Annotated in this window: 21 protein-coding genes and 2 pseudogenes; 3 read left to right on the top strand and 20 right to left on the bottom strand. The window is 71.1% G+C overall.

The annotated features are described in order from the left end of the window. Positions 1-190: 190 nt before the first annotated feature. The 7 genes and pseudogenes from ACFZAX_RS12770 to ACFZAX_RS12740 form a co-directional block, all read right to left on the bottom strand. Positions 191-1,591, bottom strand: coding sequence for a diaminopimelate decarboxylase (locus tag ACFZAX_RS12770; protein WP_390961216.1), 1,401 nt, complete (start codon positions 1,589-1,591; stop codon positions 191-193). A 175-nt stretch (positions 1,592-1,766) separates the two neighbouring features. Further along, entirely contained in the window at positions 1,767-3,467 is a 1,701-nt protein-coding gene (locus ACFZAX_RS12765) for a helix-turn-helix domain-containing protein (protein ID WP_390961215.1), read from the bottom strand. 207 nt (positions 3,468-3,674) lie between these two features. Further along, positions 3,675-5,030 (bottom strand): tetratricopeptide repeat protein, encoded by a 1,356-nt coding sequence (locus ACFZAX_RS12760; protein ID WP_390961530.1) that lies wholly within the window; start codon positions 5,028-5,030, stop codon positions 3,675-3,677. 215 nt (positions 5,031-5,245) lie between these two features. Beyond that, positions 5,246-6,043, bottom strand: coding sequence for a family 1 encapsulin nanocompartment shell protein (locus ACFZAX_RS12755; RefSeq protein ID WP_390961214.1), 798 nt, complete (start codon positions 6,041-6,043; stop codon positions 5,246-5,248). Further along, positions 6,043-7,101 carry a Dyp-type peroxidase gene (locus ACFZAX_RS12750; RefSeq protein ID WP_390961213.1) on the bottom strand — a complete coding sequence of 353 codons (1,059 nt, stop codon included), beginning with the start codon at positions 7,099-7,101 and terminating at the stop codon, positions 6,043-6,045. Before ACFZAX_RS12750 ends, ACFZAX_RS12755 begins: the two co-directional genes overlap by 1 nt. 136 nt (positions 7,102-7,237) lie before the next feature. Further along, positions 7,238-7,673, bottom strand: a pseudogene (locus ACFZAX_RS12745) (NADP-dependent phosphogluconate dehydrogenase); the annotation flags it as partial. Positions 7,674-7,972: 299 nt separating this feature from the next. Continuing rightward, a pseudogene (locus ACFZAX_RS12740) lies at positions 7,973-8,086 on the bottom strand (hypothetical protein); the annotation flags it as partial. Positions 8,087-8,299: 213 nt separating this feature from the next. On the opposite strand from ACFZAX_RS12740, the gene ACFZAX_RS12735 reads away from it, so the two are divergent. Both ACFZAX_RS12735 and ACFZAX_RS12730 read left to right on the top strand, forming a co-directional pair. Further along, entirely contained in the window at positions 8,300-8,428 is a 129-nt protein-coding gene (locus tag ACFZAX_RS12735) for a hypothetical protein (RefSeq protein WP_390961211.1), read from the top strand. A 195-nt stretch (positions 8,429-8,623) separates the two neighbouring features. After that, the gene (locus tag ACFZAX_RS12730; protein WP_390961210.1) at positions 8,624-9,124 is read left to right on the top strand and encodes a hypothetical protein; all 501 of its coding nucleotides are present in this window, start codon (positions 8,624-8,626) and stop codon (positions 9,122-9,124) included. 253 nt (positions 9,125-9,377) lie between these two features. Here ACFZAX_RS12730 and ACFZAX_RS12725 read toward each other — a convergent pair whose 3' ends face one another. The 13 genes from ACFZAX_RS12725 to ACFZAX_RS12665 form a co-directional block, all read right to left on the bottom strand. Beyond that, the gene (locus ACFZAX_RS12725; RefSeq protein ID WP_390961209.1) at positions 9,378-10,424 is read right to left on the bottom strand and encodes an alcohol dehydrogenase catalytic domain-containing protein; all 1,047 of its coding nucleotides are present in this window, start codon (positions 10,422-10,424) and stop codon (positions 9,378-9,380) included. A gap of 69 nt (positions 10,425-10,493) precedes the next feature. Further along, positions 10,494-11,738, bottom strand: coding sequence for a hypothetical protein (locus ACFZAX_RS12720; RefSeq protein ID WP_390961208.1), 1,245 nt, complete (start codon positions 11,736-11,738; stop codon positions 10,494-10,496). A 515-nt stretch (positions 11,739-12,253) separates the two neighbouring features. Next, a complete protein-coding gene (locus tag ACFZAX_RS12715) occupies positions 12,254-13,306 on the bottom strand; it encodes a phenazine antibiotic biosynthesis protein (protein ID WP_390961207.1) in 1,053 nt (350 codons plus the stop codon). Between the two features lie 65 nt (positions 13,307-13,371). Further along, a complete protein-coding gene (locus ACFZAX_RS12710) occupies positions 13,372-14,121 on the bottom strand; it encodes an SDR family oxidoreductase (protein ID WP_390961206.1) in 750 nt (249 codons plus the stop codon). Positions 14,122-14,209: 88 nt separating this feature from the next. Then, positions 14,210-15,601: an amidase family protein gene (locus tag ACFZAX_RS12705; protein WP_390961205.1), complete on the bottom strand. Its 1,392-nt coding sequence runs from the start codon at positions 15,599-15,601 to the stop codon at positions 14,210-14,212. A 1-nt stretch (position 15,602) separates the two neighbouring features. Then, the gene (locus ACFZAX_RS12700) at positions 15,603-16,637 is read right to left on the bottom strand and encodes an acyl-CoA synthetase (RefSeq protein ID WP_390961204.1); all 1,035 of its coding nucleotides are present in this window, start codon (positions 16,635-16,637) and stop codon (positions 15,603-15,605) included. Further along, positions 16,634-16,909, bottom strand: a complete 276-nt coding sequence (locus tag ACFZAX_RS12695; RefSeq protein ID WP_390961203.1) for a phosphopantetheine-binding protein — start codon at positions 16,907-16,909, stop codon at positions 16,634-16,636. The genes ACFZAX_RS12700 and ACFZAX_RS12695 overlap by 4 nt, the downstream gene beginning before the upstream one ends. 35 nt (positions 16,910-16,944) lie before the next feature. Next, positions 16,945-17,367: a hypothetical protein gene (locus ACFZAX_RS12690; protein ID WP_390961202.1), complete on the bottom strand. Its 423-nt coding sequence runs from the start codon at positions 17,365-17,367 to the stop codon at positions 16,945-16,947. Between the two features lie 13 nt (positions 17,368-17,380). After that, positions 17,381-19,111 carry a prenyltransferase/squalene oxidase repeat-containing protein gene (locus ACFZAX_RS12685; protein ID WP_390961200.1) on the bottom strand — a complete coding sequence of 577 codons (1,731 nt, stop codon included), beginning with the start codon at positions 19,109-19,111 and terminating at the stop codon, positions 17,381-17,383. Further along, complete coding sequence (locus tag ACFZAX_RS12680; RefSeq protein ID WP_390961199.1) at positions 19,108-20,433, bottom strand: AMP-binding protein; 1,326 nt, start codon at positions 20,431-20,433, stop codon at positions 19,108-19,110. Before ACFZAX_RS12680 ends, ACFZAX_RS12685 begins: the two co-directional genes overlap by 4 nt. After that, positions 20,423-21,850 carry an MFS transporter gene (locus tag ACFZAX_RS12675; protein ID WP_390961198.1) on the bottom strand — a complete coding sequence of 476 codons (1,428 nt, stop codon included), beginning with the start codon at positions 21,848-21,850 and terminating at the stop codon, positions 20,423-20,425. The genes ACFZAX_RS12680 and ACFZAX_RS12675 overlap by 11 nt, the downstream gene beginning before the upstream one ends. After that, on the bottom strand, positions 21,837-23,207 hold the full coding sequence (locus ACFZAX_RS12670; protein WP_390961197.1) for an aldehyde dehydrogenase family protein: 1,371 nt from the start codon (positions 23,205-23,207) through the stop codon (positions 21,837-21,839). The genes ACFZAX_RS12675 and ACFZAX_RS12670 overlap by 14 nt, the downstream gene beginning before the upstream one ends. A 114-nt stretch (positions 23,208-23,321) precedes the next feature. Beyond that, entirely contained in the window at positions 23,322-24,347 is a 1,026-nt protein-coding gene (locus tag ACFZAX_RS12665; protein ID WP_390961196.1) for a 3-deoxy-7-phosphoheptulonate synthase, read from the bottom strand. A 1,015-nt stretch (positions 24,348-25,362) separates the two neighbouring features. Here ACFZAX_RS12665 and aroC point away from each other — a divergent pair. Beyond that, complete coding sequence (gene aroC / locus ACFZAX_RS12660; RefSeq protein WP_390961195.1) at positions 25,363-26,547, top strand: chorismate synthase; 1,185 nt, start codon at positions 25,363-25,365, stop codon at positions 26,545-26,547. The last annotated feature ends 366 nt before the right edge of the window (positions 26,548-26,913 follow it).

The raw sequence follows: 26,913 nt of genomic DNA, 5'->3' as shown, positions 1-26,913 counted from the left end.
CCGGGCCCCGGGCCCGTACCGCCCGGCCCGGCTCCGGACCCGATTCCGCAGCCGCCGGCGCCGGGCCCCGAGCCGGTACCGGATCCCGAGCCGTCCCCGCAGCCCGCGGGCTGATCCCGGGCATCGGGCCCGTCCGGCGCGAGGTGCCGGACGGGCCCGCCCGGGTGCGGGGCGGCGCGGGCGCCCGCGGTCACGCGAAGGCGCTGCCCACCTCTCCGTGCACGTCGCTGTTCACTCCGCCGAGCCTCACCAGCGCGTCGGCGTGGCCGAGGCCGTTCTCCGCCGCGATCGATTCCAGTGTCTGGGCATCGCGCACCGGCGCGAAACGAACCCCGCCGTGCCCGTCGCCCCCGTCCGTCGTACGGAAGCCGTACACCGCCGGCCTCGGCAGGCTGTTGTACGCCCACGGCGCCGAGAAGTAGTAGGCACCCGTGTCGTAGAGCACCACGAAGTCGCCCTCGCGCAGCTCCGGGAGCTCCTGGGCGTACGCGACCACGTCGCCGGCGAAGCAGCAGGGACCCGCGATGTCCTGCGCGAGCAGAGGCCCGTTCTTCGGCTGGCCGTCCGGCCCGAAGGCGCCCACCCGCAGTGGCCATGCCCCTGGCATCAGGACGGTACGGGTCGCGGTCTGCGCGCCCGCGTGGGTCAGGGCGATGCGCCGCCCGCCCGCGTCCTTGGTGTACTCGACGAGCGCCCCGATGAACCCGTTCTTCGCCAGCAGCGACCGGCCGAACTCCGTCACCAGCGCGTACCGCCCGTCGAACAGGTCCGGTACGGCCGTGCGCAGCGCGGTGACGTAGTCGCCGTGGGTGGGCCGTACTTCGTCGTCGGCGAAGTTCACCGGCAGCCCGCCGCCGATGTCCAGGCTGGTGATCCTGCGCTCGCCGAGGTGGGCGTTGATCTCCTCGGCCAGCCGGTACGTCTCCGCGACACCGGCCGCGAGCAGGTCCAGCGGACAGCCCTGGGAGCCCACGTGGGAGTGCAGCCGGGTCAGCCAGGGGTGTTCGGCGAAGGCGCGCACCACGGCCGCGCGGGCCCCGGGGTCCCGCAGTGCCACGCCGAACTTCGACGTCGCGGTGGCCGTGCTCATGGCGCCGATCGCACCGCCTCCGACCTGCGGGTTCACCCGCAGTCCGATGACCGAGGCGGAGTTGGACGAGCGCAGGGTGCCGATGCGGCGCAGTTCGTCGAGGCTGTCGGCGTTGACCGCGATCCCGAGCGCCAGCGCCAGCCGGATCTCCTCGCGGGTCTTGGCCGGGGAGTCCAGCACGATCGTCGAGGGCGCGAAACCGGCGTCCACGGCCAGCCGGAGTTCCCCGGGGCTCGCCACCTCGCACCCCATTCCGTACGAGGCGAGCAGGCGCAGCACCGGAACGAGCGGGGACGCCTTCGCCGCGAAGGTGTGCAGGACCTGCGGGGCACCGGCGAACGCCTCCCGCAGGGCGTCGACCGAGTTCCGGACCCCTTGGGGGTCGAGGAAGCCCACGACGGGCTGGGAACTTCCGAGCAGGCCGTCGGCGATCGCGCGGCGCACGACATGGGCGTACTTCGGGGTGGCCGGTGTGCCGGAGGCCGAAAACGTCTGGGTCATGGGGTGACGATCGCCGATCGGCGGGCCCCGGTCTTCGTCGGCGGGGCCAAGCCTGCAGGTGAGACTCGTTCTGTCGGTCAAACGCCGGGCAGATGGCCTCAGAAGGTGTGAGCACCGACCGAACCGGTGCGAACAGGTGAAAAAAGTCCAGGTGCCCGGCGCGCGTCGGGCAGTCTCAGAAGCCGGCGGCGAGGCGGACCGCCACCGTCAGCAGGAGCCGGGTGTCCGGGTCGTCCACGTTCACCCCGTGTCGTTCCCCGACCCGCCGCAACCGGTAACGCAGGGTGTTGGGATGCAGGCCGAGGCGGCGCGAGGCGGCCGGGACGTCACCCCCGGCGTCCAGGTAGGCGGCGAGGGACCGGACCAGCTCGCCGCCGGCCGCGAGATCGGCGCGCACCAGGTCGTGCACCGGACCTCCGCCCGCCTCCCACAGCGGCCGCACCGCGTCGAGCATGCGCCGCACGTCGACCACCGGCCCGAGTCCCGGGGCGCCCGCCCACCGCACCGCCGCCCGGTCCTCGTTGAGACCCGAGTCGCGTGCGGCCAGCCTCTCGCGCAGCACCCGGACGACGAGGGACGCCTCCTCGCACGAGGCCGGGACACCGAGGACGGAATCCACCACGGCCCCCGCACCCACGAGCACCGGCATCCCGCCGGACAGCGAGGAAGCGAGGGCCGCCAGTTCCCGGGCGAGCCCCAGGGCCTCCCGGTCCCTTCCCGAGCCGACGGGCAGCAGGGCGAGCAACCGCTCCTCCTCCCGGAGCACCCGCACGTCGGGGCGGTACGAGGCGGCATGCAGGGTCAGTACGTCGAGGGTCCGGTCCAGTGGGGGAGTCACCGGATCAGCGACCGATTCGGCGGCCACCGCCACCACCGCGCACGGCGTGCCGGCCGCGAGCCCGAGCGACCAGGCGTGGGTCCTGAGGTCTCCCTCGCCCCGCAGCAGCCCGCGCAGGGCGTGATCGCGCCGCCGCACCTCGCCGCTCTCCCGCAGCCGGTGGCGTACGAGGTGGGGTGCGGCCGTCGCGGCGGCGGAGAGCAACGCGCGGGCCGCGTCCGGCAACAGGGGGCTGCCGTCCGCCGCCACCCAGATCGAGCCGAGCATCTCGGGGCCGCTGCGCACCGCGACGACCAGGCGCTCGGGGCTGTCTCCTCCGGCGGGACGGTGGATCACCTCGCGCGAGGTCCAGAGCGTGCGCAGCAGGCCGCTGCGGCGTATCTCGGCCACCCGCCATTCGGGTACCCGGCCGCCGAGAACGGTGGAGCGGCGGACCCCGTCCGCCTCGGGACGGGTCGCGGAGTGGGCCAGCACCCGGAACCGGGTGTCCTCGATGGTGATCGCCCCGCCGGTGGCGGCTGCGATCACCGCGGCGAGCGCGCTCAGCCCACCGGGCGCGAGGTCGTCGGCCGACGGTTCCCGAGCGGCGCCGTCCACTGCCCCGAACGCGAGGGCCGAGCGCAGTAGCGTCGCCGTGTCCGTCCAGTCCGCCCACGCGGCGCGGGCCAGAACGGCGATCCCCTGCTCCCGCGCGGCGTCCAGGACCTCCGGTGCTGGTCCGGCATCGCCACCGTCGCGCAGCACCACCGCGCACGCTCCCTGCCGGGCGGCCCGGCGCACCGCGGTGACCGCGTCCGGAGAGGAGGTGCCGGTACCCACGGCGAGGAGCAGCAGCCCCCGGGCGGACCCGGGTGTGCCGCGCTCGGCGAACGCGGTGCCCAGGACGGGAACGTCCTGCCCGGCCGGGGCGAGCAGCAGCCGTAGCGTGCCGCTGTCGTCGAAGGCCAGGACGTCCCGCAGGGTGACGTCCCGGCGCGTGACCCCGGGCGCGGGCGAGGGCGAGGGCGGTTCGGTCGAAGGAGCCGGGCCACTGGTCATGGCACCGAGGATAGGAGGCGGGCCGGCCCGCCCGGACGGCGTCGCCCGCCCCGCGAAGGAGCCCGGCACGCCCGCCTCTCGCGCCCGCCCCGTCGAAGGAGCCCGGCACGCCCGCCTCTCGCGCCCGCCGTAGCCCCACCCGCCCGTCGCCCCGCCCGTCGCCCCGCGCTTCGGGAGGAGATCCGCCGGGCAGCGGGGGCGCGCCTCCTACTGCCCGGCGCCCCCCAGGATCGGGCGCGGGCTCACCGGAGCGGGACCCAGGGTGGTGGAACCGGGGGCCGCCCGGTGCCCGAGGCCGGTCCGGTACGCGTCCAGGGCGGCCTCCGTGCGCCCCGCCCGGCGCAACAGGTCGCCGAGGAGCCGGCAGACGTCCGCCAGGTCCCCGGCCGCCCCGGCGCGCTCCAGCAGGGCCAGCGCCTTGACGTAGTGCTCCTCGGCGGTGTCGGTTTCCCCGTCGTCCTCGTGGATCAGCCCGAGGAGCCGGTGCGCCCCGGCCGCGTGCACCGCGCCCCGGTCCGGCTGGAGCTCGCCCAGCAGCCGGTGCAGCAGGTCCTCGGCCTGACGCGCCTTGCCCTGGCGGCGCAGGACGTCCGCGAGCTCCACCTCGACCTGGGCCGTGTAGAGGGCCGCCCGCTTGGACGCCAGCATGTCCCGGGCGGCGCGCAGCTCGCTCTCGGCGCCCGCGAGGTCGCCGCCCTGGGCCCGTACGTAGCCGCGCATCCAATGGCAGTGCGCCATCTCCGTACGGATCTGGAGCTGCTGGTAGATCTCCGCCGCCCGGGCCAGCGAGGCGTCGGCCTCGGCGGTGCGCCCGGCCGCGATGAGGGACCGGGCAACCCCGCGGTGCATGCCCGCCACCAGCTCCGGATCGTCGACCCGGGGGGCCAGGGCGAGCGCCAGCTCACCCGCCTGTGCGGCCCGTGCGTGGGCGCCCATGTCCATGTACGGCGCGATCGACGCCGTGTACAGCAGCAGAAGCGCGCCGGGGTCCGGAAGACCGGAGGAGTTCAGCTCCTCGATGGCGTTTTCCAGCAGGTAGCAGGCGTAGCGGAGTTCGCCCGCCAGCAGGTGCGCGACGGCCCGGCCCCGGACGGCCCGCGCCCGCTGGGAGAGCGGGGAGTCCGCGAGCAGGCGCTCGGCCGCCTCGAAGTGCCGCCGGGCAGTGGGGAGATCGCCGGTCTCCAGGGCGCATTCGCCGAGTCCCAGGGCCGCCGACGCACTCTCCTGGTCGAGTCCGAGCCGTTCGGCCTCGGCGAGCAGCTCGGTGAAGTCGGCCACCGCGTCATCGGCGGCGCCGGTCGCCAGGGTGCGCTGGGCTTCGACCAGGCGCAGCCGCAACTCGGTCGCGAGGTGGGCGGGGCGCCCGGTGGCGATCTCCTCGTAACTCACGCCGAGCCGCTCGGCGAGGTGCCGGACGGCCGCCTCGGAGGGCCGGACCCGGCCGGCCTCCAGCGTGGATATGTAGGCGGGCGTGTACGAGGGTTCGGCGAGCTCACGCTGGGTGAGGCCGCGCTCCGCGCGCAGCCGGTGGACGCGTCGGCCGATCGTCGTGGGATCGTCCACCGGTCCGCGTTCCGTCCGACGCCCGGTCGGGTTCTTCTCCGCCACGTGGCCCCTCATTTCGCCTCGGTACACACCCCGACCGCGAGAGGTACGGGAGATGAGTATCGACCAGATCGTCCCGGGGCGGGGGCGAGGGGTGCGTCCTCGGGTCAATTGCCCGATGAAGGCGGTTGTGTCACCGCGTACGGAGGCGGCGCGGCGGCTGCCGTGAGGGATCAGGCGATGAGCGGGACCACGGCCTCCGGGGTGAGCAGCCGGAAGGTGAAGGCCTGCTGGAAGTAGAGGTGCACGTCGGTGGCGTCGTGGCTCTGGTAGCCGATGGACAGGTCCTGGCCGAGCCGCAGTTCGAAGTCCCCGCCCCGGGTGGACAGCAGCACCCCGCCCTTGATCGCGGGCGCCCACAGAATGGGGTCGTCCAGCTGGCGGCCGATGTGGGTGGCCACCGGGTAGCCGTGGTCGGAGGTCTCGGTCGCCTCGGTGAAGGCGTCGGCGCCGAGCAGCAGCCGGTACGGGCCGTCGACACCGGCGAGCCGCAGCCGGGTCAGTGCCTGGCTGACGGCCGCGGGGTAGTCGCGCGCGTCGGCGGGCAGCGGCAGCGGATCGTGCGAGGAGCCGTCCCGCAGACCGGTGATCCCGGCCGCCGGGTACCCGTCGATGATCGCCATGTCCTCGGCGAACGCACAGGTGCGCGCCGCGTCCTTGACGGGCTGCCAGTCGCTGTCGTCGGAACCGCGCTCCACGTCGTCCACCGCCTGCCGGGCCACGGTGAACGGCACCCGCCACTCGATCACCGGCATCGACGTACGGGCCCGCGCCAGCACGTCCGGGGTGGGCGGGTCGATGGGCCGCAGGTGGCCGTCGCCGACTGCCGCCAGGGCGGGGCCCTCCGGGTCCGTGACGTCGACGACCCTGCGGCCCGCGACATGGCGGCTGAACGTCCGCCGCGCCTCCTCCTCGATCTGCTGCCAGGCGGCTTCGGTGACGGGGGCGAGTTCTCGGTGCAGATTGTTCATCACTGGGCGCTTTCTTGCAGGCTGCCGATGCGCAGCGAACCGTCGGCGGGGTGGGCGGGGAGGATCGGCGGGGCGGCCGTCTCCGGCACCGGCCGGAGGCCCGCGGCGGCGGGGGGCGGGGGCGGCGCGTCGAGGAAGCCGGCGGCAGGGGCGTAGAAGAGCGTGCCGGTGACCGCGGTGGAGAAGTCCAGGATGCGGTCGTGGGTACCGGGCGGGTCGCCGAGGAACATGTTGCGGAGCATCCGCTCGGTGACGCCGGGATCGGCCGCGTACCCGATGAAGTACGTACCGAACTCACCCCGTCCGAAGCTGCCGAACGGCATGTTGGCGCGGAGAATGTCCCGTTCGGTGCCGTCCGGGTCGGTGATGGTGTTGAGCGCGACGTGCGAGTCGGCGGGCTGGACACCCTCGGGAAGTTCGACGTCGTCCGCCTTGGTGCGGCCGATGACCCGCTCCTGCTCCTCGGTGCTCAGCGCCTTCCAGGCGGTCAGATCGTGCAGGTACTTCTGTACGAGGACGTAGCTGCCTCCGGCGAACGCGGGGTCCTCCCCGCCCACCAGTGCGGCGGCCCGGGCGTCGTCGCCCACCGGGTTCTCCGTGCCGTCGACGAACCCCAGCAGGTCACGGTGGTCGAGGTAGCGGAACCCCTGCGTCTCGTTCACGATCCGGACCGCCCCGCCGAGACGGCCGAGCAGCTGCGCGGCCCACTCGTGGCAGACGTCCGCCCGCTCGGCCCTGATGTGCAGGAGCAGGTCGCCGGGGGTGGCCGGAGCGGTGTGGCGCGGTCCTCGCAGCTCCTGGAACGGGTGCAGCAGCGCCGGACGGCCGCCGCCGAAGAGCCGGTCCCAGGCGTGGGAGCCGAAACCCAGCACGCAGGAGAGCCCGGCGTCCGGGAAACGGAAGCCCAGGGACCGGGCGATCGAGGCCACCTCCGGCAGCACGGAGCGTACGTCTTCCTCGCCACCCGGCTCGATCGTGCCGACGAGGATCAGAGCCGCCTCGGTGAGCGGAGCCACCACCGGCTGCACTGCGACGGGGTCCGGAACGGCATCGGGCATCGGGCGCACTCCAGGGACGGCGGCGGGGCGGCGGGGCGGGAGCAGGGGCTACTGCCACTCACCCACAGGCGCGGTCCGGCCGCACCCGGGCGCGGCCCGTCCGGGCGGGGACGGACCCGCGCGTCCTGCCGGGTGTTCAGCCCGCGTCGACCTCCGAACGGTCGCCGCCCCACAGCGTGTGGAACGACCCCTCCCGGTCGGTACGCCGGTAGGTGTGCGCCCCGAAGAAGTCCCGCTGCCCCTGGGTCAGCACGGCCGGCAGCCGCTCGGCGCGGCCCGTCGTAGTACGAGAGGGCAGCCGCGAACCCGGGCGCCGGCACCCCCGGCAGCGCCGCCTGGGCCACCACCGCCCGCCAGCCGGCCTGCGCCGCGCCGATCCCCCGGGCGAAGTCCTTGTCGGAGAGGAGGCTCAGCAGCGCGGGCCGATTGTCGAAGGCCGCCCGGATACGGTCCAGGAACGCCGCCCGGATGATGCAGCCCGCCCGCCAGATCCCGGCGACGGCGCCCAGGCCGACGTTCCAGCCGTACTCCTCGCTGCCCGCCCGGATCCGGTGGAAGCCCTGAGCCGTAGATCCCGCCGGAATCGGTGTGGATCTCGCGGATCCTGTCGGTGAGTTCGACGTCTTTGCGGACCCGTTCGCACGGTTGCTTCTCGGCGCGGCGCCAGCGGTAGTAGGTGGAGGAGGCAATGTGCAGTCCCTGGAGCGTGGGCTCGACCTTCGGATGCGGGTACTCGGTGAAGAGCGCGTCACCTGGGCCGGGTCGGGTCGAGCTGGGCCGCGAAAAAAGCCGAGGCCGTCCGCAGGATCTCGTTCGCCCGCTTGAGCCGGGCGTTCTCCTCGCGCAGGGCCGCGAGTTCCTCGCGCTCGGCGGTGGTCGGCCGGTCGTCACGCTCGCCGGCCTCGGCCTCGGCATCGGCCTGGCGGATCCAGCCGCGCAGGGCCTCGGGATACACCCCGAGATCGGTTGCCAGCCGCTTGATCATGACATCCATCTGACCCGCTGTCACCGCCCACCGCATCTCGGGGGAACCCCAGACCAGCAGCATTGCCCAAGCCGGTTTCACGCGCGGCCCCCGACCCTCTCGGCCTTGGCCCGGCGCCCGACCTGGTGGCCTACGCCACCAACCCGTCCACCCGGATGGACCCCGAGGGCCTGATCGCCAAGGGTGCACGGAGACGGCGGCTGGTACAGCGGGATGAAACAGGCGAACCTGCTGGACGAGCACGGCCAACGTGTCAACTCCGTCGACCAGGAGATCAACCACATCCCGGCGAAGGGGGCCTACGCGCATCTCGACGCGGCCGGCTTCCGCACCAGGCCATGAAGATGGACATCGACGAGATCCGCGCGCTCTACGGGGACAAGTGCGACACCCACATCAAGGACATGGTCGACAGCCTCCAGCACACCAGGAAGTTCCAGGCCATGCTTCAGGACAAGGGGGGAGGATGGACTACGACCTCCGGAAATGACGGGCTGGAACGACGAGGCGCAGACGCCGAAGGACTGAGGGCGGGCCATGGATCTGGTACTCGACCCGCCGCGCGGAGTCGCGCCGATCCTCCTGGGCATGACGCTCGACGAGGTACTCGCCGCCGCGCCCGAGGCATGGGGCGAGCCCCGGGTGCTGCGGCGCCCCGGCAGGAACTCTGCGAAGGTCTCGTGGACCCTCGACCACGTAGGCGTACAGGCACTGCTCGAAGGCGACGGGACCCATGTCACCACCGTCGAGCTGTGGTGGCCCGGCGAGGGCCGCACATCCGGCACGCGCGTCCTGCTGGAGAAGGACGAGGTGTTCACCACCCCCGCCGCGGAGCTCCTCCGGCACGCCACCGGACGGGGCTGGACGGTCGACACCTCACGCCCCGAGTACCCGGTGATCCCCGGAGTGTCGCTCGGTTTCACCCGGCACACCTCGCAGGAGGTCGAACGGGACGCCGACGGGCTGCCCGCGTACGTCACGTCGGTCCTGGTGGGCGACGAGCACTACTACGACTACCTCCAGAAGCCGCGCGGCTGACCGGCACGACCCCCTCCGTACGACCACCGGGCCGGATCGGCCCGGCCCGGCAGCGGCCCTCGGCCGGCCGCGCGGCCCACCACACTCCTCGCGCCGTCCGCCCACCGCAGAAGAGGCGAACCTGGGCCGCGCCGGGTCGCTCCGCCCTGCGCGGGGCGGGCCATCGGTGGCGAGCCCGAGAGGATTCCGACTCCCGCGTGGGCGCCCGGTCACCGTGCCGACGGAGGGCGGCACGGCGGCCCGCTCCAGGAGGTCAGTCCGAGGCGAGGGTCGCGACGTCGATGACGTAGCGATATCGGACGTCCGGCATGTTTTCCCACGCCTCGGCCACCTGATCCGCGGAGATCCGCTCGATCTCCGCGGCGATGCCGTGACCGGCGCAGAAATCGAGCATCTCCTGCGTCTCCCGAATGCCTCCGATGGAGGAGCCCGCGATGCTCCGGCCGGCACCCAGCAGGGAGAACACGTTGTACGAGGCGACCGGGTCGCCCGGTGCGCCCACGTTCACGAGGGTCCCACCGACATCGAGCAGGCCGAGGTAGGTGTCCAGCTCAAGGCGGGCCGGTACGGTGTTGACGATGAGGTCGAAGTGACCCGCGAGACCGGTGAGGACGTCCGGATTCCGGGTGTCCACGAAGCGGGCGGCGCCGAACCGCAGCGCGTCGTCCTCCTTGTCCGGCGAGTGGCCCAGCAGGGAGACCTCGGCCCCCATGGCCGCGGCGATCTTGACACCGAGGTGCCCCAGGCCGCCCATACCGAGCACGGCGACTTTTTTGCCGGAACCCGCCTGCCACCTGCGCAGAGGTGAGTAGACCGTGACGCCCGCACACAACAGCGGTGCGGCGGAGTCGAGTTCGAGCGCATCCGGAATCCGCAGGACGAAATGCTCGGAGACGACCACGGACTGGCTGTAGCCGCCCAGCGTCACGGTTCCGTCGTGGTCACGGGCGGAGTACGTCTTGACGAAGCCGTCAGCGCAGTACTGCTCCTCACCCGACCTGCAGGGGCCGCACTTCCCGCAGGAGTTCACCATGCAGCCCACGCCGACCCGGTCCCCGGCCTTGAAGCGGGTGACCGTTTCACCGACTTCGGCCACCACACCGGCGATCTCGTGTCCGGGCACGAGAGGGAAGAAGGTCCCGCCCCAGTCGTCGTGGCCGAAGTGCAGGTCGGTGTGGCAGATGCCGGAGAACCTGATGTCGATGCGTACGTCGTCGGGGCGCAGCGCGCGTCGCTCGATGGTGGTCCGGCTGAATTGCGCTCCCTTGAAGGGCAGAGACAGCGCAAGGGTGTGGGGCATGGCGATCCCTCGGGTCGGAGAACGAGAAGAGAGGAGTGCGCAGGCTGAGCCTCGCGTCTGGACGGCGCCCTAGGACGCGTACGAGGTCAGGATCTCGGTGATCTGCCGTACCTGCGCGGCGCTCCAGCCGTCGGGGAACATCTCGCGCCCGTGGAACAGGTCGATGCCCAGCCGGCCGGCGAACGTCGAGGCCACGAGCATGTTTCCGTAGGCCGCCAGGACGTCGGGGCTCCCCGGACGGGCGAGGTCCATCTCGTTCCAGGCGCTGAAGTCGGTGAAGACGATGTTCTCCGGGTGAGAAAACTCCGGTACGACGCCGAGGTTGGAGAGCATGGTGGGCACCGCTCCGGCGTTCTGCAGCCCGGCGTTGTCGACGCTGGACGTCTGGGCGGCCCCCGACTGGAGGTCGGCCCGCAGGTTGTCGACGACTGCCTTGGCGATGCTGTCGACGTCGGAGTAGAGCGTCACGTCGACGGTGGAGACCGAGTAGCCGAGGATGTAGGTCCCCTCGATCGGATGCAGCGGGGGGTCCATGTGCGGGCGGACGTTGATCACCGAGGTGAGGTCGAACCTGTGCAGGTCCGTTCGGCTCCGGCTCAGCGAGAGGAGTACTGCGGCCGAGACCACTCCGTGCAGCGACATGGAGCGCTCCTTGCAGCTCCGTACCAGCTGTTCCGTCTCGCCGGTGGTCAGTCGTACGCGGCCGTGTTCGAGCCCGCTCAGGCGGGTTCCGTCCCAGTCCGGCGCGGAGCGGTACACCGCCGGCGCACCCGGCTCCGGTTCGCGGCGGGTGCCCTTCGGAATGCGCCGCCCTCCGAGCGAGGCTTCGAGCGAGCCGGAGACGATCGGTTCGAGCACGGTGGGCTCACTGCCCTCGGTGAGCTCGGTGTACAGCTTCCAGAGGCGGTCGAGCACGTGGAGCCCGTGCTTGCCGTCCGCCAGTGAATGGCGCATGAGCAGCGAGACGATGTGGGAGTCCTCGCCGACGGTACATATCTCCAGGGCCGCGACACAGTCGAGTTCGTCCAGCGTGAGGTGGGCCGTCAGCCGTTCGCCGTCCGGGATCTCCTCGACCTGCTTGACGAGGCCGGCCCGGTCCTGGCTGGGTTCGAAGACGTACGCGCCGTCGAGGTGGCGGAGCGTTCCCGCGAGGCCCGGGTCCTCGTGGCCCACGAGCTTCCAGGCGCGCCGCAGGATGTCCGGGGCGAGCGGACCGCTGCAGTGGACCGCCATACGAATGGTGTTGCGGGCCGGCGAGCTGACGCTCTCCGAGGGAGCGAGCACTCTGGTGTGTGCTGCCGTCGTGCGAGTCATGGCACCTGCTTTCTCGTGAGTGGAGAGGGGGCCTGTTGTCGACGTGCCCGGTACGGGCGGCTCTTCAGTGACGGACGGGCACACGATCGTCGTCCCGGTCGGGCCCCTTCGGCCGCGGCACGGTGCGCTCTCCCACGGGCCGAGGCGGGGCGATCGGGCCGAACTCTCGGCCCGCGGCGAAGTCCTCTTCGCTGAGGCCGGCGGCGCGACGCAGGGCTCCGGTCCCGACCAGGGTCGGTCACGGCCCGGATGCCCACGTCGAGACGTCGGTCCCGGTCGACGTACTCGCTCTGCTCACGAACCAGCGCGTGCACCGCCCTGACGGCCGGCGAGGCCCGGTCCACGCCCCGCAGGTCGATCGCGTGGGCAAGGGCGAGCAGATGGATGTGTCCGTCCGACACGGCACCTTGCGGCGCTGTCGTACCGCCCGTGTACCGGATGTACACGGGCGGTCCTCAGCCTTGCGATGCATGGCACACCGCCCGCTGATCCGACGTGAATGGTCGGACACGGCCTCAGTACACGCCCTCGATCATCTTCTGGCCGTCCATCTCCGCGACGGGATGGATGTTCTGCAGGGAGTCCCCGGCGCCCGTCGGGCTCGGGACCCGTGTGGCCAGGTCGCGTTCGAGGCTGTTGGGCACGAGGCCGTACTTGGTCACGTAGTTCATGACCACCGCCCCTTCCTGCCCGAAGGCGACCGGACTGCCGGAGACGGGGTCGACCACGCGGTAGATGACATGAGGCGCGTACGAGTCGAACACCACGTTCCCCGTTCCTTCCGGGTCGGGCCGCTGCACCGTACCGCTGAGCACGGAGGTGCTGCCGTACGAGCCCCGGAACCGTGTCTTGGGGAAGATCTCCGCAGACAGGTAGTCGAGTGTGTCGAGATCCATATGAGCCCCGGTCCACACCACCAGACGCACCTTCTCCCCGATCAGCGAGCGGACCGAGGCGCGCTCGGCCATCCGTGCGAGGAGCGGGGGAGTGGTGATGAGGAATGCGATGTCCTGGGATTTCAGGACGAGTTCCGCCTGGTCGACCAGGTGGTCGACATACGCGCTCGCGCCGGCGGTGTCCCCGGTGCCGATGAGGTGTTTCACCCAGCGCGGGTCCAGGTCGATGCTGAACCGGACCCCGCCCCTGGCCCTGGCGATCCGTTTGGAGTAGTCGCCGAGCATGTGGGGCCCGCTGGGTGCGACGGCGAGGGCGTTTCCCTCGCCGTCCTCCGTGTAGTGGGAGTTCTCCCACTCCATGTACTGGTCGAACCAGTTCTCGAACATCACGAAGCGCTTGGGCGCACCGGACGTGCCGCCGCTCTCGTACACGGCGTAGACCGGCTCGGAGGGGCCGAGGCCCCGGGGGATCAGATCCTCGATCGGCGCATCCCGCAACTCGTCGACACTGTTGGGGAATTTGAGCAGGTCGTCCACCGACCGCACGTCCTCGACCGGGTCGAAGCCCAGCCGGTCCCGGCGGTCCAGCCAGAAGCGCGACCCCGTGGCCGGGTCGAAGTGCCAGCGCATCATGGCGCGGATGTGCTCGTCAGCCTGTTCACGGGCGTTCATGGCGTGTCACCACACATTCTCGGTTCAGAAGATCGAAGAGCGAAGAGCGCATGCTTGGCGTTCCGTCAGACACCGTGGTAGGAACCGCCGTTGATCTGCAGGATTTGCGAGGTGACATAGTGGCCGCGCTCCGAGCACAGGTAGAAGCCGAGCTCTGCGGCCTCCGCCGGATCGCCGGCGCGGCCCAGTGCGGTCTGGCTGACGAGCAAGGTCTCCCGCTCCGTGGTGAGGCGGTCGCCGAAGAAGTCGGTGCCCGCGAAATAGCCGGGTGCGATGGCGTTCGCGCTGATGCCGCGCGGGCCGAAGCGCGCCGCCAGGGTGTGGACGTACGAGTGGAGGGCGGCCTTCGCGGCGCCATAGGCACCCGTCCCGCCGGACCCCCGGTAGGCGGCGATGGAACTGTAGAGAACGATGGCGCCGCCGTCGGCCATGACAGGAGCGGTTCCCTCCACGGCGATGACCGAGGTCAGCACGTTCGACTGATAGGCCTCCTGCCATTCGGTGAGGACCGACTTCACGTCCTCGCCCTCGGACAGAGGGGCCGAACCCGCGCAGCAGATGAGCCCACTGACGGTCAGTCCGCTCGACCGCACGTACTCCTGGAGCAGGGATGCGGAATTCGCCTCGGACATGTCGAGTGCGAGCAGGTCCACGTCCGCGCCTTCCACGTTCGACCTGATCTCCGCTGCCGCATCGGCGAGGCGGCCCTCCCGCCGCCCGATCAGCAGCACCTTGTCGTTGTTCTCGGCGAACCGCTGCGCGGTGGCCTTGCCGAGACCGGCGCTCGCGCCGGTCACCACGATCAACCTGGACATGGCTCAACTCCTCTTATCAATCACGTCGGTTCGGGTGATGCGAAATACTTCGAATGCTCAGAAAGAGGATATTCCGGGTGGGGGCCGCTCAGGCGAACATGCGTTCAGCCATCTCGATCAGCAAGCCCTCGGCGCCTGGGCGCCCGACCAGCTGCACACCCAGCTGACGGCCCCCTCCGGAGGACTGCCCGCCGGTGGGAACGGACAAGGCCGGCCAGCCCAGCAGACTGGCTATCGGCGTGTATCCGGCGAGGGCCTCGGCCGCGGGATCCCGGACGTCGGGGAAGAGCATGGGCCAGGAGTGGACGGCCTCCGGGGACGGCAGCGTGAAGGGGTAGACCGGGAGGACGAATGCGTCGATCTCCAGGGCATCCAGCCTCGCGCGCAGTTCCTCCCCGAGCGGGCGCTGGAGCGCCCGCACCTCCTCGGCCTCGTGTCGCGCGACGCCTTCGCCGAGCCGTAGGACGTTCGCCACGTCCTCGCCGAGGGGATCCAGCAGGCCGGTGTGCGGCGACAGCGAGTCGAACGCCTCCCGTGCACAGAGTGCCCAGGCGGGCAGGCGGGCCTTCCACGCATCGCCCAGCGCGATGCGCACGACATCGACGCCGTGGCCCGTCGTGGTGTCCGTCAGCGCTTCGTACGCCCGCAGGATGCCCGGCTCGCAGTCGTCGTCCCCGAGGACCTCCGTGACCAGCGCGACCCGCAGAGGCTTCCGCTCAGCCGGGGTGAGGGGTTCGACGACCTCGAACCGTTCCAGGGCGAACCGCAGATCGTCCAGGGTCCTGGCGAACCATCCGACCGCGTCCAGCGAGGGGGACACCGGCAGCACGCCGTCCAGCAGCGCCTCGTCGTGGGTCATCCGCAGCCCCACCACACCGCACGCCATGGACGGGATTCGCACCGAGCCGAGGGAGTCGGTGCCCACCGCCACGTCGCAGATGTTCGCGGCGACGGCCACCGCGCTCCCGGTGCTCGACGCACCCGGCCAGCCGCCGGGGGCCAATGGATTTCCGCAGCCCGCGTCCAGCCCGAGCGTCGCCTCGGTCAGCTGTGTCTTGCAGGTGATGTGGTCGGCCGGTACGCCCGCGAGGACGGCCGCCGTTTCCCCCGGATACGTACGGAACCGGCGCGATCCCGCACGGGTCGAGAACCCCGCGCAGTGGATGTTGTCCTTCACGCCGACGCGCAGCAGCGGTTGTCGCGTCGGATGCATCTCGCTGATCGCCCGATAGCGCTCATCGGCGTCACGCGCCCACTGCCGACCCGACTCCGCGCACGCCTTTGCCCATTCAGGGTTCTCGGCGGCGGCGCGGAACCGGTCGCGCAGCGACCCGCTCAGTATCGATGGCATCGCCCGGTGGCCGGCTGCGGCGGGGCCGGTGCCGGTGCCGTCGTCGTCCCTGCGGCCGATGTCCGGGCCGTCGGCCGTCCCGCCGGCGATCGCACCGGGGAAGAACTGCGCCATGTCGTTCACCTCCATGTCATTCACCTTTCTCGGGAAAGCGCGCTCCGGCCGGCGGTCGAAGCGCCTCGGTCAGCAGACGTGTGTCAGGTTTTCCGGCGGCTGTCCGCGGAAGGACCGTCAGCTCGATGACGCGCGACGGGCTCGGGAACCCGCGCAGGGCCGACCTGATGTCAGCGAGAGTGTCTCCTCGAGCGCGGCGGGGGCCGCAGGACCAGAAGACGGCGTATCCCTCGCCGGCCAGCGGATCGCCGGGCAACGGCATCACCGCGCAGTCCGTGTCCGGCAGCCGTGCGCTCAACTGCCTGGCGACCTCGGCCAGATGCACCTTGACTCCGTTGACCTTCAGCAGGGAACCGCTCCGGCCGACCAGCCGGAAGGCGCCGGGGCCGAGGAAGTCCACGAGGTCGCCCGTCGACCACTTGGCCGGTGGCCGCGGCTCGTTCTCCGGGCGGGCGAGACGCGGGCTGCGTACCACCAGCTCCTCGCCCTGCCCCGCACCGGCAGCGCGGACACAGGTGACGTCGGGGAACACCTGCCACGCGGCTCCGTCCCCATCGGGGCCGAGCGGCCGGTGGGCGATGCCACCTGTCTCCGTGGACCCGAGAATCTCGTGGGCCCGCAGCAAGGGGGCGGCCCGGCGGACGAACTCGTACGCGGAGCCCGGCGGCGCCGCCGCGCTGTGCAGGGCTACGACCGAGCCGGCGTGTCGCAGGGACGGCCAGGTGCGGCGCAGCAGATCCCAGGCCATGGGGACGCAGACGACCAGGACGCGGGCGCCGGGGGAGACGGCCGGAGGCTCGAAGGGGTCGGCCCACGCGTGATGGACGCGGACCTCCGCCATGCGCGGCAGCCACTGTCCGAACAGTGCGCCGAACAGATGCTGCGGCGGCGCGTAGTTGATCACCTGGTCGACGGGACCCACCAGGCCGGTGCCGATGAGTTCCACCTCGCGCTCCATCTGGAGAGGGAGCCGGAACCAGCGGCGCGCGACACCCGTGCTGCCGGACGTCTCGAAGCGGATCTCGCCCGTACGATCCTCCGTCGCCGTCATGCCCCCTGGTCTTCCACGCGCTCACGCACGTATTCGGTGACCCGGTCGAGCGTGCTGAACGAATAGCGCACGTCGTCGCCCACGAAGTCGACCTCGATGTCGAACTCTCCCTCGACGGCGGTCACGAATTCGAGGGCTGCGAGACTGTCGAAGCCCGGCAGCGCGTCGGACAGGTCGGCCTCCCTGGGCAGCGAGCGGGCGGCCTCGCCGAATCGCTTTTCGAGGACCGTGAGAACGCGGGTGGTGATGACCGTACGGTCGGTGGTCTGCATGTCGATGGACCCTTCTCGCTGTGGTGGCCGGTCTCTCAGGTGCGGCTTGCCTGTTGTGGGCCGCTGCTCGTCATCGATCCCGATTCCAGGTAGAAGACCCGGTCGGGGTGGGTGGGTTCGAAACGGACCAGGCAATGTGGGGACCTCTCGGCCAGACCGAGCGACTCCCGGATCTCCTGGGCCAGTTCCGACAGGTACGGATGGTCACGACCGGGATGGACATGGCACACGACGGACGCCCAGTGGGCCCGCCTGTCCTCGCCCGCGCCGGTTTCGTCCCCGTACCTGGTCAGCGGCATCCCGCCGGCGAAGTAGGTCATCGGCTCCGCGGTACGGAAGACGACCACCACGTGCGCGGCGTCGGAACCGTGTGCCGCCAGCCATCGTGTGAGGCGCAGCGCGGACTTCAGCCTCGCGGAGGCGGTCAGGGGGGTGCTGGTCACTTCGATGGTGGGCAACGGTCTTGTCCTCTCATGAGATCGCCAGCGGGGGCAGCGCGTGCCGCTCCGCGGACAGTCGTAGCTCCAGGCGCCGTCCCAGGCAGTCGGCGAGCGGACCGCCACTCACGGCCATCAGGGGCGTCCAGGCGAAGCCGCCGTCCGCCGTGCGCACGCTGCCCAGAAACTTCCGGATGTGCTCGGTGTCCCATTCCAGGCCTGACATGTCCGCCGCCAGCGTGGCCTCGTAGGTGCTCAGCAGATCGGGCACGCGCCTGCCCGTGTTCGCGAAGCCCCCGCCGCGCACCCGGTGCCGGGCCAGTGTGTTGCTCACGCGTCCGGCGTCCGGCTCGCCCGCCCGGTGCAGCGCCCTGAGCGCCTGCAGAGAGGCCCGCAGGGTGGGCGTGCCTCCGGGCACGTTGGCGTAGTGGCCGGGCGAGATCTCGCAGGAGGCGACGAACCGGGCGACGCCCCGCATGCGTACCGGTACCGAGTCACCGCCGGTCAGCCGGTAGATCTCGGCGGCCGCGCACGTCGACACCATGTCCGACGCGCGGCCCTCCCAGAATCCGAACCCCCCGTCGGGGTTCTGGATCGAGCCGGCGAGCCAGTCCGCGATCCGGGTCCGGGCCGACCGATCCTCCGCGAACGCTCCTCCGGACAGGGCCCAGAGCGTGCACCGCACCTCACTGCCCCGGCCGGGCATATACATGATGCCGTCCTCGTTCGGCATCACGCAGTTCTCCATCCACCGCACGACACCGGGCTCATCGGCGACCGGGAAGTCGCCGGACAGCAGGTGGGCGGAGGTCGTCAGCACGTCGGACGCGAGGTCGGGCGTGCGGTACGTGAACCCGCCCTCCCCGGTCCGGAACGAGAGCAGGGCCTCGACCACCCCGTCGGCGATGTCCCCGAAAGCGGCGCCCAGTTCTCTGAGCGCGCCGACGCCGCAGAACGCGGCCCACACATCCTGCACCGGGTAGCCGGGCCACCTGGTGAAGGACTCGCCCGGCCGCAGCCGCCCGCGGATCCAGGACACGCAGGCCTCGGCATCGCGTGGGCTCTCGTCCAGACGCCGCAGCGCGCTGGTGGCCCGGAACGTCGCCCACAGGCAGTCCGTCGTGTCGCCGGCCTGAAAGGTGAACCCGCCGGCCGCGCTCTGCCGGTCCTTGAGCCAGCCAGTCAGCCGCTCACGGTCCCACGGCAGCGGGCCCTGCCCTCCGGTCGCCGCGCTCCAGGCGGTGATGGCGTAGTAGCAGGCCCGAACGTCGGACGTGCCGTCCTTCGCGTGGGCGGGGCTCCAGGCGAGCCCCCCGTCCTGCGCCTGCAGTGCCCCGAGCCAGGTGTGCAGGCCGGGCGGCGGCTTCTCGCCGTGGATCTCCACCAGCGTGCGTACGGCGTAGTAGGTGGCCCACACGTCCGACGCCTGGCCCGGCGACATGGCGAACCCGCCGTCGGCGTGTTCGGCGCTCCACACCCAGGCGGAACTCGGCCGGTCGGTGACGCTCTCGCCGTCCGCCGTCAGGTCGCGCATCGCCTGAGTGCAGTAGTACGTGGCCCAGGCGTCCGAGGGCATACCGGCCGACCAGGCGTAGCCCCCGTCGGAGTTCCGGCGCGACGCGAGGAAGCCGAGTGCGCTCCCGGGTGACGGGAGGTCGCCCACGCGGTCCAGCCATGTCAGTGTCCGCACGGCAGCGTAGGTGCACCACAGATCGGACTCGCCCGAGACGACCCCGGACGACCGCAGCAGCGTCTCGTACGTCATGACTGGCCCGCCTCACTGACGACACGGAAGTTGGAACGTTTCCAGCTCTTCTGCGAGCCGCCGCTCTTCGTGGTCATCGGCAGGCGGTTGACGAACCGCACCTCGTCCCAGCGGAAGCCGAAACGCTGGTGCGTGCGCCGCTGGAGGAGATCCTTCTTCGCGTCCTCGGTGTCCCGGCCGGTTTCCGGGTCCCGCTCCAGAAGGAGCCGGGCCATCGAGCCCGCCTCGTCGACCTCGATCAGATACCCCATGACGTCGTAGTTCGAGTAGACGATTCCCTCGACGTCCCTGGTGCGCACCCGCTTGCCCTTGATCGCTGTCCCGTCGCTTCCCCTGCCGTGCACCGTCACGGCCGGTGCGTCCGCGCCGCAGGCGCAGTCCCCGGTCAGGGACACCTCATCGCCCATGTCCAGACGGAGGAACGGACGGGCGTCATTGTTGAGGGGCGTGACCACCAAACGGCCGGTGCGGCCGGCCTCGGCGGGCGTGATGCCGTTCTCGCCCTCGATCTCGAAGTAGTTCGCGCCGCGCAGGAGATGGAGTCTGTCCTGGGCGCAGCACGCGGCCAGGGTTCCGCTCTCCGTGCTGCCGTAGCTCGCGTCGTATGCCCGCGCGTTCCACCACTGACCGACCATCTCGCGCAACTCGGGGGTGCTCACCTCGCCGAGCAGCATGAGGAGCTGGACCGACTCGCGCAGCCGGTCCAGCAGCCCGCGCTTCTTCAAGATCTGTGACAACTGCAGGAGCACCCCGGGCGCGACGAACAGCACTGTCGGCTCGAAGACTTCCCAGAGGCCGACTATGCGGTCCCAGTCGGAGATCCCCGTGGTGAACGGATAGGCCTTGACGTGCGGAACTCCCAGGAACTCGCAGACTCCGACCATCAGGTCGGCGACCGGGACGATGTCCGACGGGAGCAGAATCAGCGCACGGTGGTCGCTGTCCGCCAGCATCGGGCGCCAGGCCTCGGCGACGGACACCGTGTTGGCGATCATGTCCTGGGCGGTCCTGGGCGTGGGGGTGGGCGTTCCCGTGGTGCCGGTGGTCTGGTAGTACTTCAGGCCGCCGCCCACCGGTACCCGCAGGAATTCGAGAGGCTGGGCCTTCAACCGGTCCTTCGTGGTCGCGGGGAGGCCCCGGAACGTCTGCACGGAGAAGGCGCCCAGCGAACCGTACGCGGGTGTCTGGACCGCACGGTGCCAGACCTCCTGGAGTTTGCCCTCGTAGTACTGCTCGTCGTACTCCTCGTCACGGTGGTGGGCGGTCACGTCCCGCTGTATCCGCTCCATGAAGTCGAGGTCGTTTCGGGAGTTAATCTTCATGTGCCACTCCTTGATCGCGGCGGAACATTCCGAGTGCTGACAGCGACACCAGAACCGTCAGAGCGGCCAGAGCCGCCATGACCCACTGTGTCGAGATGAACGATGCCGATGCGTCCGCTTCCCCGTGGCCGGCGTACAGGGCGAGGAACAGGGCCTGTCCGGCGGCCATCGCGCAGTTGCAGACGGTCAGGAGCACACCGGAGGCGACTCCGGAGAACCGGGTGGCCACGGAGCGCAGGACGAGATTCATGAGCGGCGGGACGACGACGCCCTGGGCGATTCCCGTGGCTCCCGCCATGACGGACGTCACGGCGAGCGCTCCCGACGCGGGCAGGCTCTGGCCGGCGATCAGAACGATGCGCGTGACCACCATCGCGGCGCAGCCGGCCACGATCACCGTCGGACCCAGCCGCCGCGTCGCCTTGTGCGCCAGTGCCGACCCCAGGGCGAATCCGATGCCCAGGGTCGAGGTGAGAACTCCCGTGCGGAGCTGGGTCATTCCGTATCCCGTTTGGAGATGGAAGGCCAGCACGACATTGAAACCGGCCGTTCCCACGAAATAGATGCCGAGGACGGTGAGGCCCACGCCCACGCTTCCCCGCCCGAACATGGCGGGCGGGACCAGCACGACGTCCCCCTTCCGCCGCTCCAGGGACCTTTCGTAGCTCCAGAAACAGGCCACCAGGGCGACCAGCGCGACGACCACCGCGGGAACCGTGCGCGGCGAGAGGAAGCCGGGGTACGACAGCGGAACCAGCATCGTCACCATCGCCGAAACCAGCAGAACCGGCCCGAGAACGTCGAATCCCTGGACATCGCCGTGTGATTCGGGAACACGTCCGCGGCGGCTCCCCAGCAGGATGAACGCGCAGATCGGAACGTTGATGACGAAGACCGACCGCCAGCCGGCCACCCCGACCAGGAGCCCTCCGACGATCATGCCGCTGATGGTCGCCGTGCCCAGCGTCGCTCCGTAGAGCGACATGGCGATCTCGGCCTTCCGCCGGAACGACGCCTTGATGATCGCCAGGACCTGGGGAACCATCAGCGCGGCCGACAGACCTTGCAGTACGCGCAGCACGATGAGCGCCGCAAGACTCGGCGCCAGCGCGCAGGCGACGGACAACAGGAGGAAGAGAAGCACGCCGGTGCGGAAAACCGCTCGCCGGCCGAACCTGTCGCCGAGTTTGCCGCCCAGCACAAGTGATGCGGCGAAGGCCAGGATGTAGCCGGTGCCCACCAGTTGGACCTGCTCGACGCTCGCCCCGAAGGCTTCCTGGACCGTCCTGAGCGCGATATTGACGACGGTCGTGTCCAGCGTGCCGAGGAACGCTCCGGCCAGCAGCGCCCAGAGCGCGGCCCACGACTCCCGCGGCTGTTCCGGTGCGAGCCGTGCCTGCTGTTCACTGGTCGCCATGGGCCACTCCCTTGGCCCGCATCAGGAACTCACCCAGGAACGCGTCGTGCGGTACATCCGGATGGGTCCACGACGTCGGCTTGCCCCGGTACACGTTGGAGACCGCCGGGAGGTCCAGGGCTCGGTCGACCAGTCCGGCGTCCCGGGTGTGCAGCGAAAGCACCAGCGAGTCGTCGAGGGTGTCCAGGGCGTCCCGCTCGAAGGGGGCGACCCACACGCACGGGAAGGGCATCTCGCGCGACAGGAGCGGGTCCTTCGGAGAATCCAATTCGATGACCGCAGGAGTGATGACGGCCGACGCGCCCTCCTCGTCCAGCAGTTCGACCCTCGGTGGCAGCCGTACGGCCGCCGGGGCGACCCGCTCCAGCACCGCCTCCACCAGCCGTTCGGCGTCGCTCCGCGGCATGCACGGCAGCCGGGCCTCGTCGTCACCGGGAAGCGGGGACGGCGTGACCCGCGCCAATGCTTCGGCGAGTTCAACGGAGAAGCCGGTGGCGTCCTCTTCGACGAGCACACCCGTGGTCGCGGTGCACGCGGTGCCCGCATGGTAAAGAGCGCCCGCCCGCGCCAGTTCCAGTCCCGCCGCGCGGTCGGCGTCGGCGGCCACGACCAGCTTCGAGCGGCCCGGCCCCTGCGTCAGGACGTCGCGCCGGTCGCGATATTTGTCCACGACGGACTGGCCGCCGTAGACGAGAGCACGGTCGGCCCGGTCGATGATCAGGTCCGCCGTGGCGTAGTCGCAGGGTGCCATGACCAGGTGACTGTCCGGAACCCCCGCCCGCCGCAGCGAGGTGATGAGCCGGAAGGGGGTGAGCGGGTCACGGTTGGAGGGGCGTACGACGACGCGGTAGCCGAGTGCCAGGGCCTCAAGCCACATGGAGTGGACTCCCGGGCTGTTGCCCGCCGCGTGCACGGCGAAGACCTCACCGGTGCGGCACCAGGCGGCGCCTGCCGGGGGAGCCTCCGCCATGAACCCGCCGATGCTTCCGCACCCCGTGGGTTTCGCCAGGAACGGCGCTCGCAGGACGTCCCGCAAGGTCGCGGTGATGAGGCGGTCGCACTCCCGCACGATCGTGATGGGGGTGCCCGTGAGGGCCGACACCCGCTGTTCATGTGCGTCGAGGCCGTCTCCCAGGATCTGCTGGTCCTCGAAGACGTCGGCCGCCTTGCGCAGCACGTCCGCCCTCTCCGCGAAGGGCAGCGGTGCACTGCTCCGGAGGGACTCGATCCAGTGGGACACGACAAGGCCGGGGACCGAGGCCAGTTCTAGGGCGGGGACGCCCCGGGCGTCCGCCACGGAGATGCGGGTCCGCGTCCTGTAGTGCCCGGTCGGCCCCAGCGCGGCGATTTCCAACATGCTCGGTCTCCAGTTCCTTTCGGCCAGTGGTGATGCGTACGGTCGTGGTGCGTACGGTCGTGATGCCTGGGTGGATGGGCGCGTAGGCGGACCCGCCGGCCGCGGGTGGTCCGGTCAGCTCGGCTGGGACACCACGTCGCGGCGTCGGCGGACCGCGTCCGCGAGGTCGCGCAGCACGTCCACCGTGGCGTCCCAGCCCATGCAGGCATCAGTGATGCTCTGACCGAAAACGGGTTCTCCGGTGCCGAGTTCCTGGCGTCCGGGTATCAGGAAACCCTCCAGCATGACGCCCCGGATGTCCGTGCTGCCTGCGGCGATCTGGGACCCGATCTCCCGGGCGACCAGCGCCTGCCGCTCGTGGCTCTTGCCACTGTTGCCATGGCTGGCATCGATCAGGATTCCGGTCGGCAGTCCGGCGGCAGCCAGCCTGCGTGCCGTCTCGCGCACGTCCCCGGCGTGGTAATTCGGCCGTCCGGAAGCACCCCGGAGCACCACGTGGCAGTCGGGGTTCCCGCTCGTGCGCAGCAGCACCGGCCGGCCGCCGGGGTCGACACCGAGGTAGGCGTGCGGGGCTGCCGCGGAGCGGATGGCGTCGACGGCGACTGCCACCGAGCCCGTACTGCCGTTCTTCATACCCACGGGCATCGGCAGCCCGCTCGCCAGCTGGCGGTGCACCTGGCTCTCCACGGTCCGCGCGCCGATCGCGCCCCAGGAGACCAGGTCGGCCAGGTACGCCGGAGCCGCCGGGCTCAGCCACTCCGTCCCGATGGCGACGCCCAGTTCGGCGATCTCCAGCATCAGCGCACGCGCGGCGCGCAGCCCTCGGTCGACATCCAGGCTGCCGTCCAGGGCCGGGTCGGCGAGCAACCCGGTCCAGCCCACCGTGGTCCGGGGCTTCTCGAAGTACACACGCATGACGATCGCCAGGTCGTCCGAGAGACCGGCTGCCAGCTCGCTCAGCGACTTCGCGTACGCCAGACCGGCGTTCACGTCGTGGATCGAGCAGGGACCCACCAGGACGAGCAGGCGGTCGTCGCTGCCGCTCAGTACCTGGCGGGTCATCAGGCGCCCGGCGCGAACCGTGCGGGAGGCGAGCCCGCTCAGGGGCAGTTCACTCAGGAGTTCATCCGGTGCGGTCACCTGGCGCGTCCGGTGTTTTCCGCCGACCGCGTCCGACCTGAATTTCCCGGCCGCAGGCTCCGCGTATTCTTCGGGCAGCACATCAAGACTCTGCATCGTTCCTCAATTCGTCCTGCTCAGCACAGCAATTGTGCATTCTCAGCGCATTACTCGGGCGGATGGGCGGCGACGTCGGCGCCCACTCCTGTCGGCCCGTCTGGACTGGCAATCCTGCGGAACTCGCGCTCCTACCCTGGCCCGGCCGGAGGGTGGCACGCCACCTCTGCCGAGTGCAGCAAGCTGTCGTGCACCTTGCTGCACGTTCGAGCGAGGGTGTGGCCGCCTAGTATTGTGACGGCAGGACTCGCTGCATTTCACCCATTCGCCTCCACCGGCGAAATTGGCGCTCAGTAAGAGGCCTTGAAGTGTGCTCTGCTGGGGAATGTGACGGCGGATGCCCCGTGGCACTCGCCGTGTACCGGTCCGGGCCGTGGAGTGGTCGGGGCCGCCGGGATACCCGGATCGAAGGGTGCGGCCGACAGGCCGCTGCTGCCCGCCGTGGCGGAGGGCGCCAGCCGAGTGCCGGCTCTGCCCGTCGGCGACGACGAAATCGCGTTCCGGACGGCGTCGGCAGCACTCGGAACGCCGGTGGACGACGGCCGTCGGACGGGTCCTGGGACGTGACCGGAACCGGTCGGGGGGCCGTCGGCCGGACCCGGGTGCGTGGTGCGGACGCGGAAACCGCAGGGCGGTCCTCGCCGCCCTGAGCCGCCAGGGGACCCTCCCCTTCGGCGATTTCCCCGCAGTCGCGGGCCCGCCCGCACAAGCCCCTGTCCGGCGCGCCCTGGGACCCGGTGCCCATGCGGACACCGCCCCGGCGGCGGACTGCCGCTGTTGATCCGAGCGACGGCCCGGACGGCGGAGAGGTCGCCATGGGCTTCGGCACAGAACCGCGAAGGCGGTTTCCCCGCCACGAACTTCCCGTCGAATCCGACGGGCCTCCCGTCAGCACCGCTGACATGACGAAGGAGCACCGTTGAGCAGGTTGCGCTGGCTGACCGCCGGAGAGTCCCACGGACCCGCACTTGTCGCGACCCTGGAGGGGCTTCCGGCCGGCGTTCCGGTCACTGCGGCCCTCGTGGCCGACCAACTGGCACGGCGACGGCTTGGCCATGGGCGTGGTGCCCGGATGAAGTTCGAGCGCGATGAGGTGACCTTCCTGGGCGGTGTCCGTCATGGGCTCACCCTGGGCTCGCCCGTCGCGATCATGATCGGTAACACGGAGTGGCCGAAGTGGGATCAGGTCATGGCGGCCGATCCGGTGGATCCGGAGAGCCTCGCCGAACTGGCCCGCAGCGCACCGCTGACCCGGCCACGGCCGGGTCATGCCGACTTGGCGGGCATGCAGAAGTACGGGTTCGGTGACGCCCGGCCGGTCTTGGAGAGGGCGAGCGCGCGGGAGACCGCGGCACGGGTGGCGCTGGGTGCGGTGGCTCGCTCGTACGTGCGGGAGGCCGCCGGGATCGAGGTTGTCTCGCACGTCGTGGAGCTGGCCGCCTTGAAGGTCCCGGAGGGCGTCCGCCCCGGGCCTCACGACGCCGGGGAACTGGATGCCGACCCGGTGCGCTGTCTGGATCCGGCCGCTTCGAAGGCGATGGTCGCGGAGATCGACCGGGCCCACGGGAACGGTGACACGCTGGGTGGTGTGGTCGAGGTACTGGCGTACGGGGTGCCGGTGGGGCTTGGCTCGCATGTGCACGGGGACCGCCGGCTGGACGCCCGGCTGGCTGCCGCCCTGATGGGCATCCAGGCCATCAAGGGGGTCGAGGTCGGCGACGGCTTCGAGCTGGCGCGGGTGCCCGGCTCCCGGGCGCACGACGAGGTCGTCCGCACGGACGACGGCATGGGGCGCGCCACCGGGCGGTCCGGCGGCATCGAGGGCGGGATGAGTACGGGGGAGCCGTTGCGGGTGCGGGCCGCGATGAAGCCGATCGCGACCGTGCCACGTGCGCTGGCCACCCTCGACATCGCCACCGGCGGGGCCACCAAGGCCCACCACCAGCGTTCGGACGTGTGCGCGGTCCCGGCCGCCGGGATCGTCGCCGAGGCGATGGTGGCGCTGGTGCTGGCGGACGCGGTTGCGGAGAAGTTCGGCGGCGACAGCGTTCCGGAGACCCGCCGCAACGTGCGGTCGTACCTCGACAACCTGGTCGTGCGGTGAGGGGACCGCAGGACGGGGAGCGCAGCAAGGTGCCCCGCAGCTTGCTGCACTCGCCGGGTACTGGCGCAACGGCGATCGAATTCGCCAGCCTGATGACGCAATGGGGCCGTCCGGCAATTGGCGACCGGTCCGATGCGCGTGACGCGAAGCTCACCCAAATGGCGATTCCGCACACAGGGCGCATGAATGCCGCGCGCCCTTTGGCGCATCAGGTGCCGGGCCGATAAGTGCGAGCAACCGAGTTCGTTTTCCTTCCGCCGAATTTCCGTGGCTCTGTCGAAGGGCGTTCCGGCCGTGCTCGAAGCCGACTTCAAATCCGCGAACAGCGGCCCGGCTCTTGCCCATGTCGAGTTCCCCGTACGGGAC

The organism is Streptomyces sp. NPDC008125, from assembly GCF_042957125.1.
Lineage (GTDB): Bacteria > Actinomycetota > Actinomycetes > Streptomycetales > Streptomycetaceae > Streptomyces.
Note: the sequence above shows the minus strand (reverse complement) of the source record. Positions and strands in the feature narration are given on the sequence as shown.

Excerpts from the sequence above, each read along its gene's own strand:
- ACFZAX_RS12680 (WP_390961199.1), bottom strand. The coding sequence starts at position 20,433 with ATGAAGATTAACTCCCGAAACGACCTCGACTTCATGGAGCGGATACAG.
- ACFZAX_RS12670 (WP_390961197.1), bottom strand. The coding sequence starts at position 23,207 with ATGTTGGAAATCGCCGCGCTGGGGCCGACCGGGCACTACAGGACGCGG.
- ACFZAX_RS12720 (WP_390961208.1), bottom strand. The coding sequence starts at position 11,738 with ATGACTCGCACGACGGCAGCACACACCAGAGTGCTCGCTCCCTCGGAG.
- ACFZAX_RS12765 (WP_390961215.1), bottom strand. The coding sequence starts at position 3,467 with ATGACCAGTGGCCCGGCTCCTTCGACCGAACCGCCCTCGCCCTCGCCC.
- ACFZAX_RS12735 (WP_390961211.1), top strand. The coding sequence starts at position 8,300 with ATGAAACAGGCGAACCTGCTGGACGAGCACGGCCAACGTGTCAACTCC.
- ACFZAX_RS12685 (WP_390961200.1), bottom strand. The coding sequence starts at position 19,111 with ATGACGTACGAGACGCTGCTGCGGTCGTCCGGGGTCGTCTCGGGCGAG.
- ACFZAX_RS12730 (WP_390961210.1), top strand. The coding sequence starts at position 8,624 with ATGGATCTGGTACTCGACCCGCCGCGCGGAGTCGCGCCGATCCTCCTG.
- ACFZAX_RS12675 (WP_390961198.1), bottom strand. The coding sequence starts at position 21,850 with ATGGCGACCAGTGAACAGCAGGCACGGCTCGCACCGGAACAGCCGCGG.
- ACFZAX_RS12700 (WP_390961204.1), bottom strand. The coding sequence starts at position 16,637 with ATGACGGCGACGGAGGATCGTACGGGCGAGATCCGCTTCGAGACGTCC.
- ACFZAX_RS12750 (WP_390961213.1), bottom strand. The coding sequence starts at position 7,101 with ATGCCCGATGCCGTTCCGGACCCCGTCGCAGTGCAGCCGGTGGTGGCT.
- ACFZAX_RS12755 (WP_390961214.1), bottom strand. The coding sequence starts at position 6,043 with ATGAACAATCTGCACCGAGAACTCGCCCCCGTCACCGAAGCCGCCTGG.
- ACFZAX_RS12725 (WP_390961209.1), bottom strand. The coding sequence starts at position 10,424 with ATGCCCCACACCCTTGCGCTGTCTCTGCCCTTCAAGGGAGCGCAATTC.
- ACFZAX_RS12715 (WP_390961207.1), bottom strand. The coding sequence starts at position 13,306 with ATGAACGCCCGTGAACAGGCTGACGAGCACATCCGCGCCATGATGCGC.
- ACFZAX_RS12770 (WP_390961216.1), bottom strand. The coding sequence starts at position 1,591 with ATGACCCAGACGTTTTCGGCCTCCGGCACACCGGCCACCCCGAAGTAC.
- ACFZAX_RS12705 (WP_390961205.1), bottom strand. The coding sequence starts at position 15,601 with ATGGAGGTGAACGACATGGCGCAGTTCTTCCCCGGTGCGATCGCCGGC.
- ACFZAX_RS12695 (WP_390961203.1), bottom strand. The coding sequence starts at position 16,909 with ATGCAGACCACCGACCGTACGGTCATCACCACCCGCGTTCTCACGGTC.
- ACFZAX_RS12710 (WP_390961206.1), bottom strand. The coding sequence starts at position 14,121 with ATGTCCAGGTTGATCGTGGTGACCGGCGCGAGCGCCGGTCTCGGCAAG.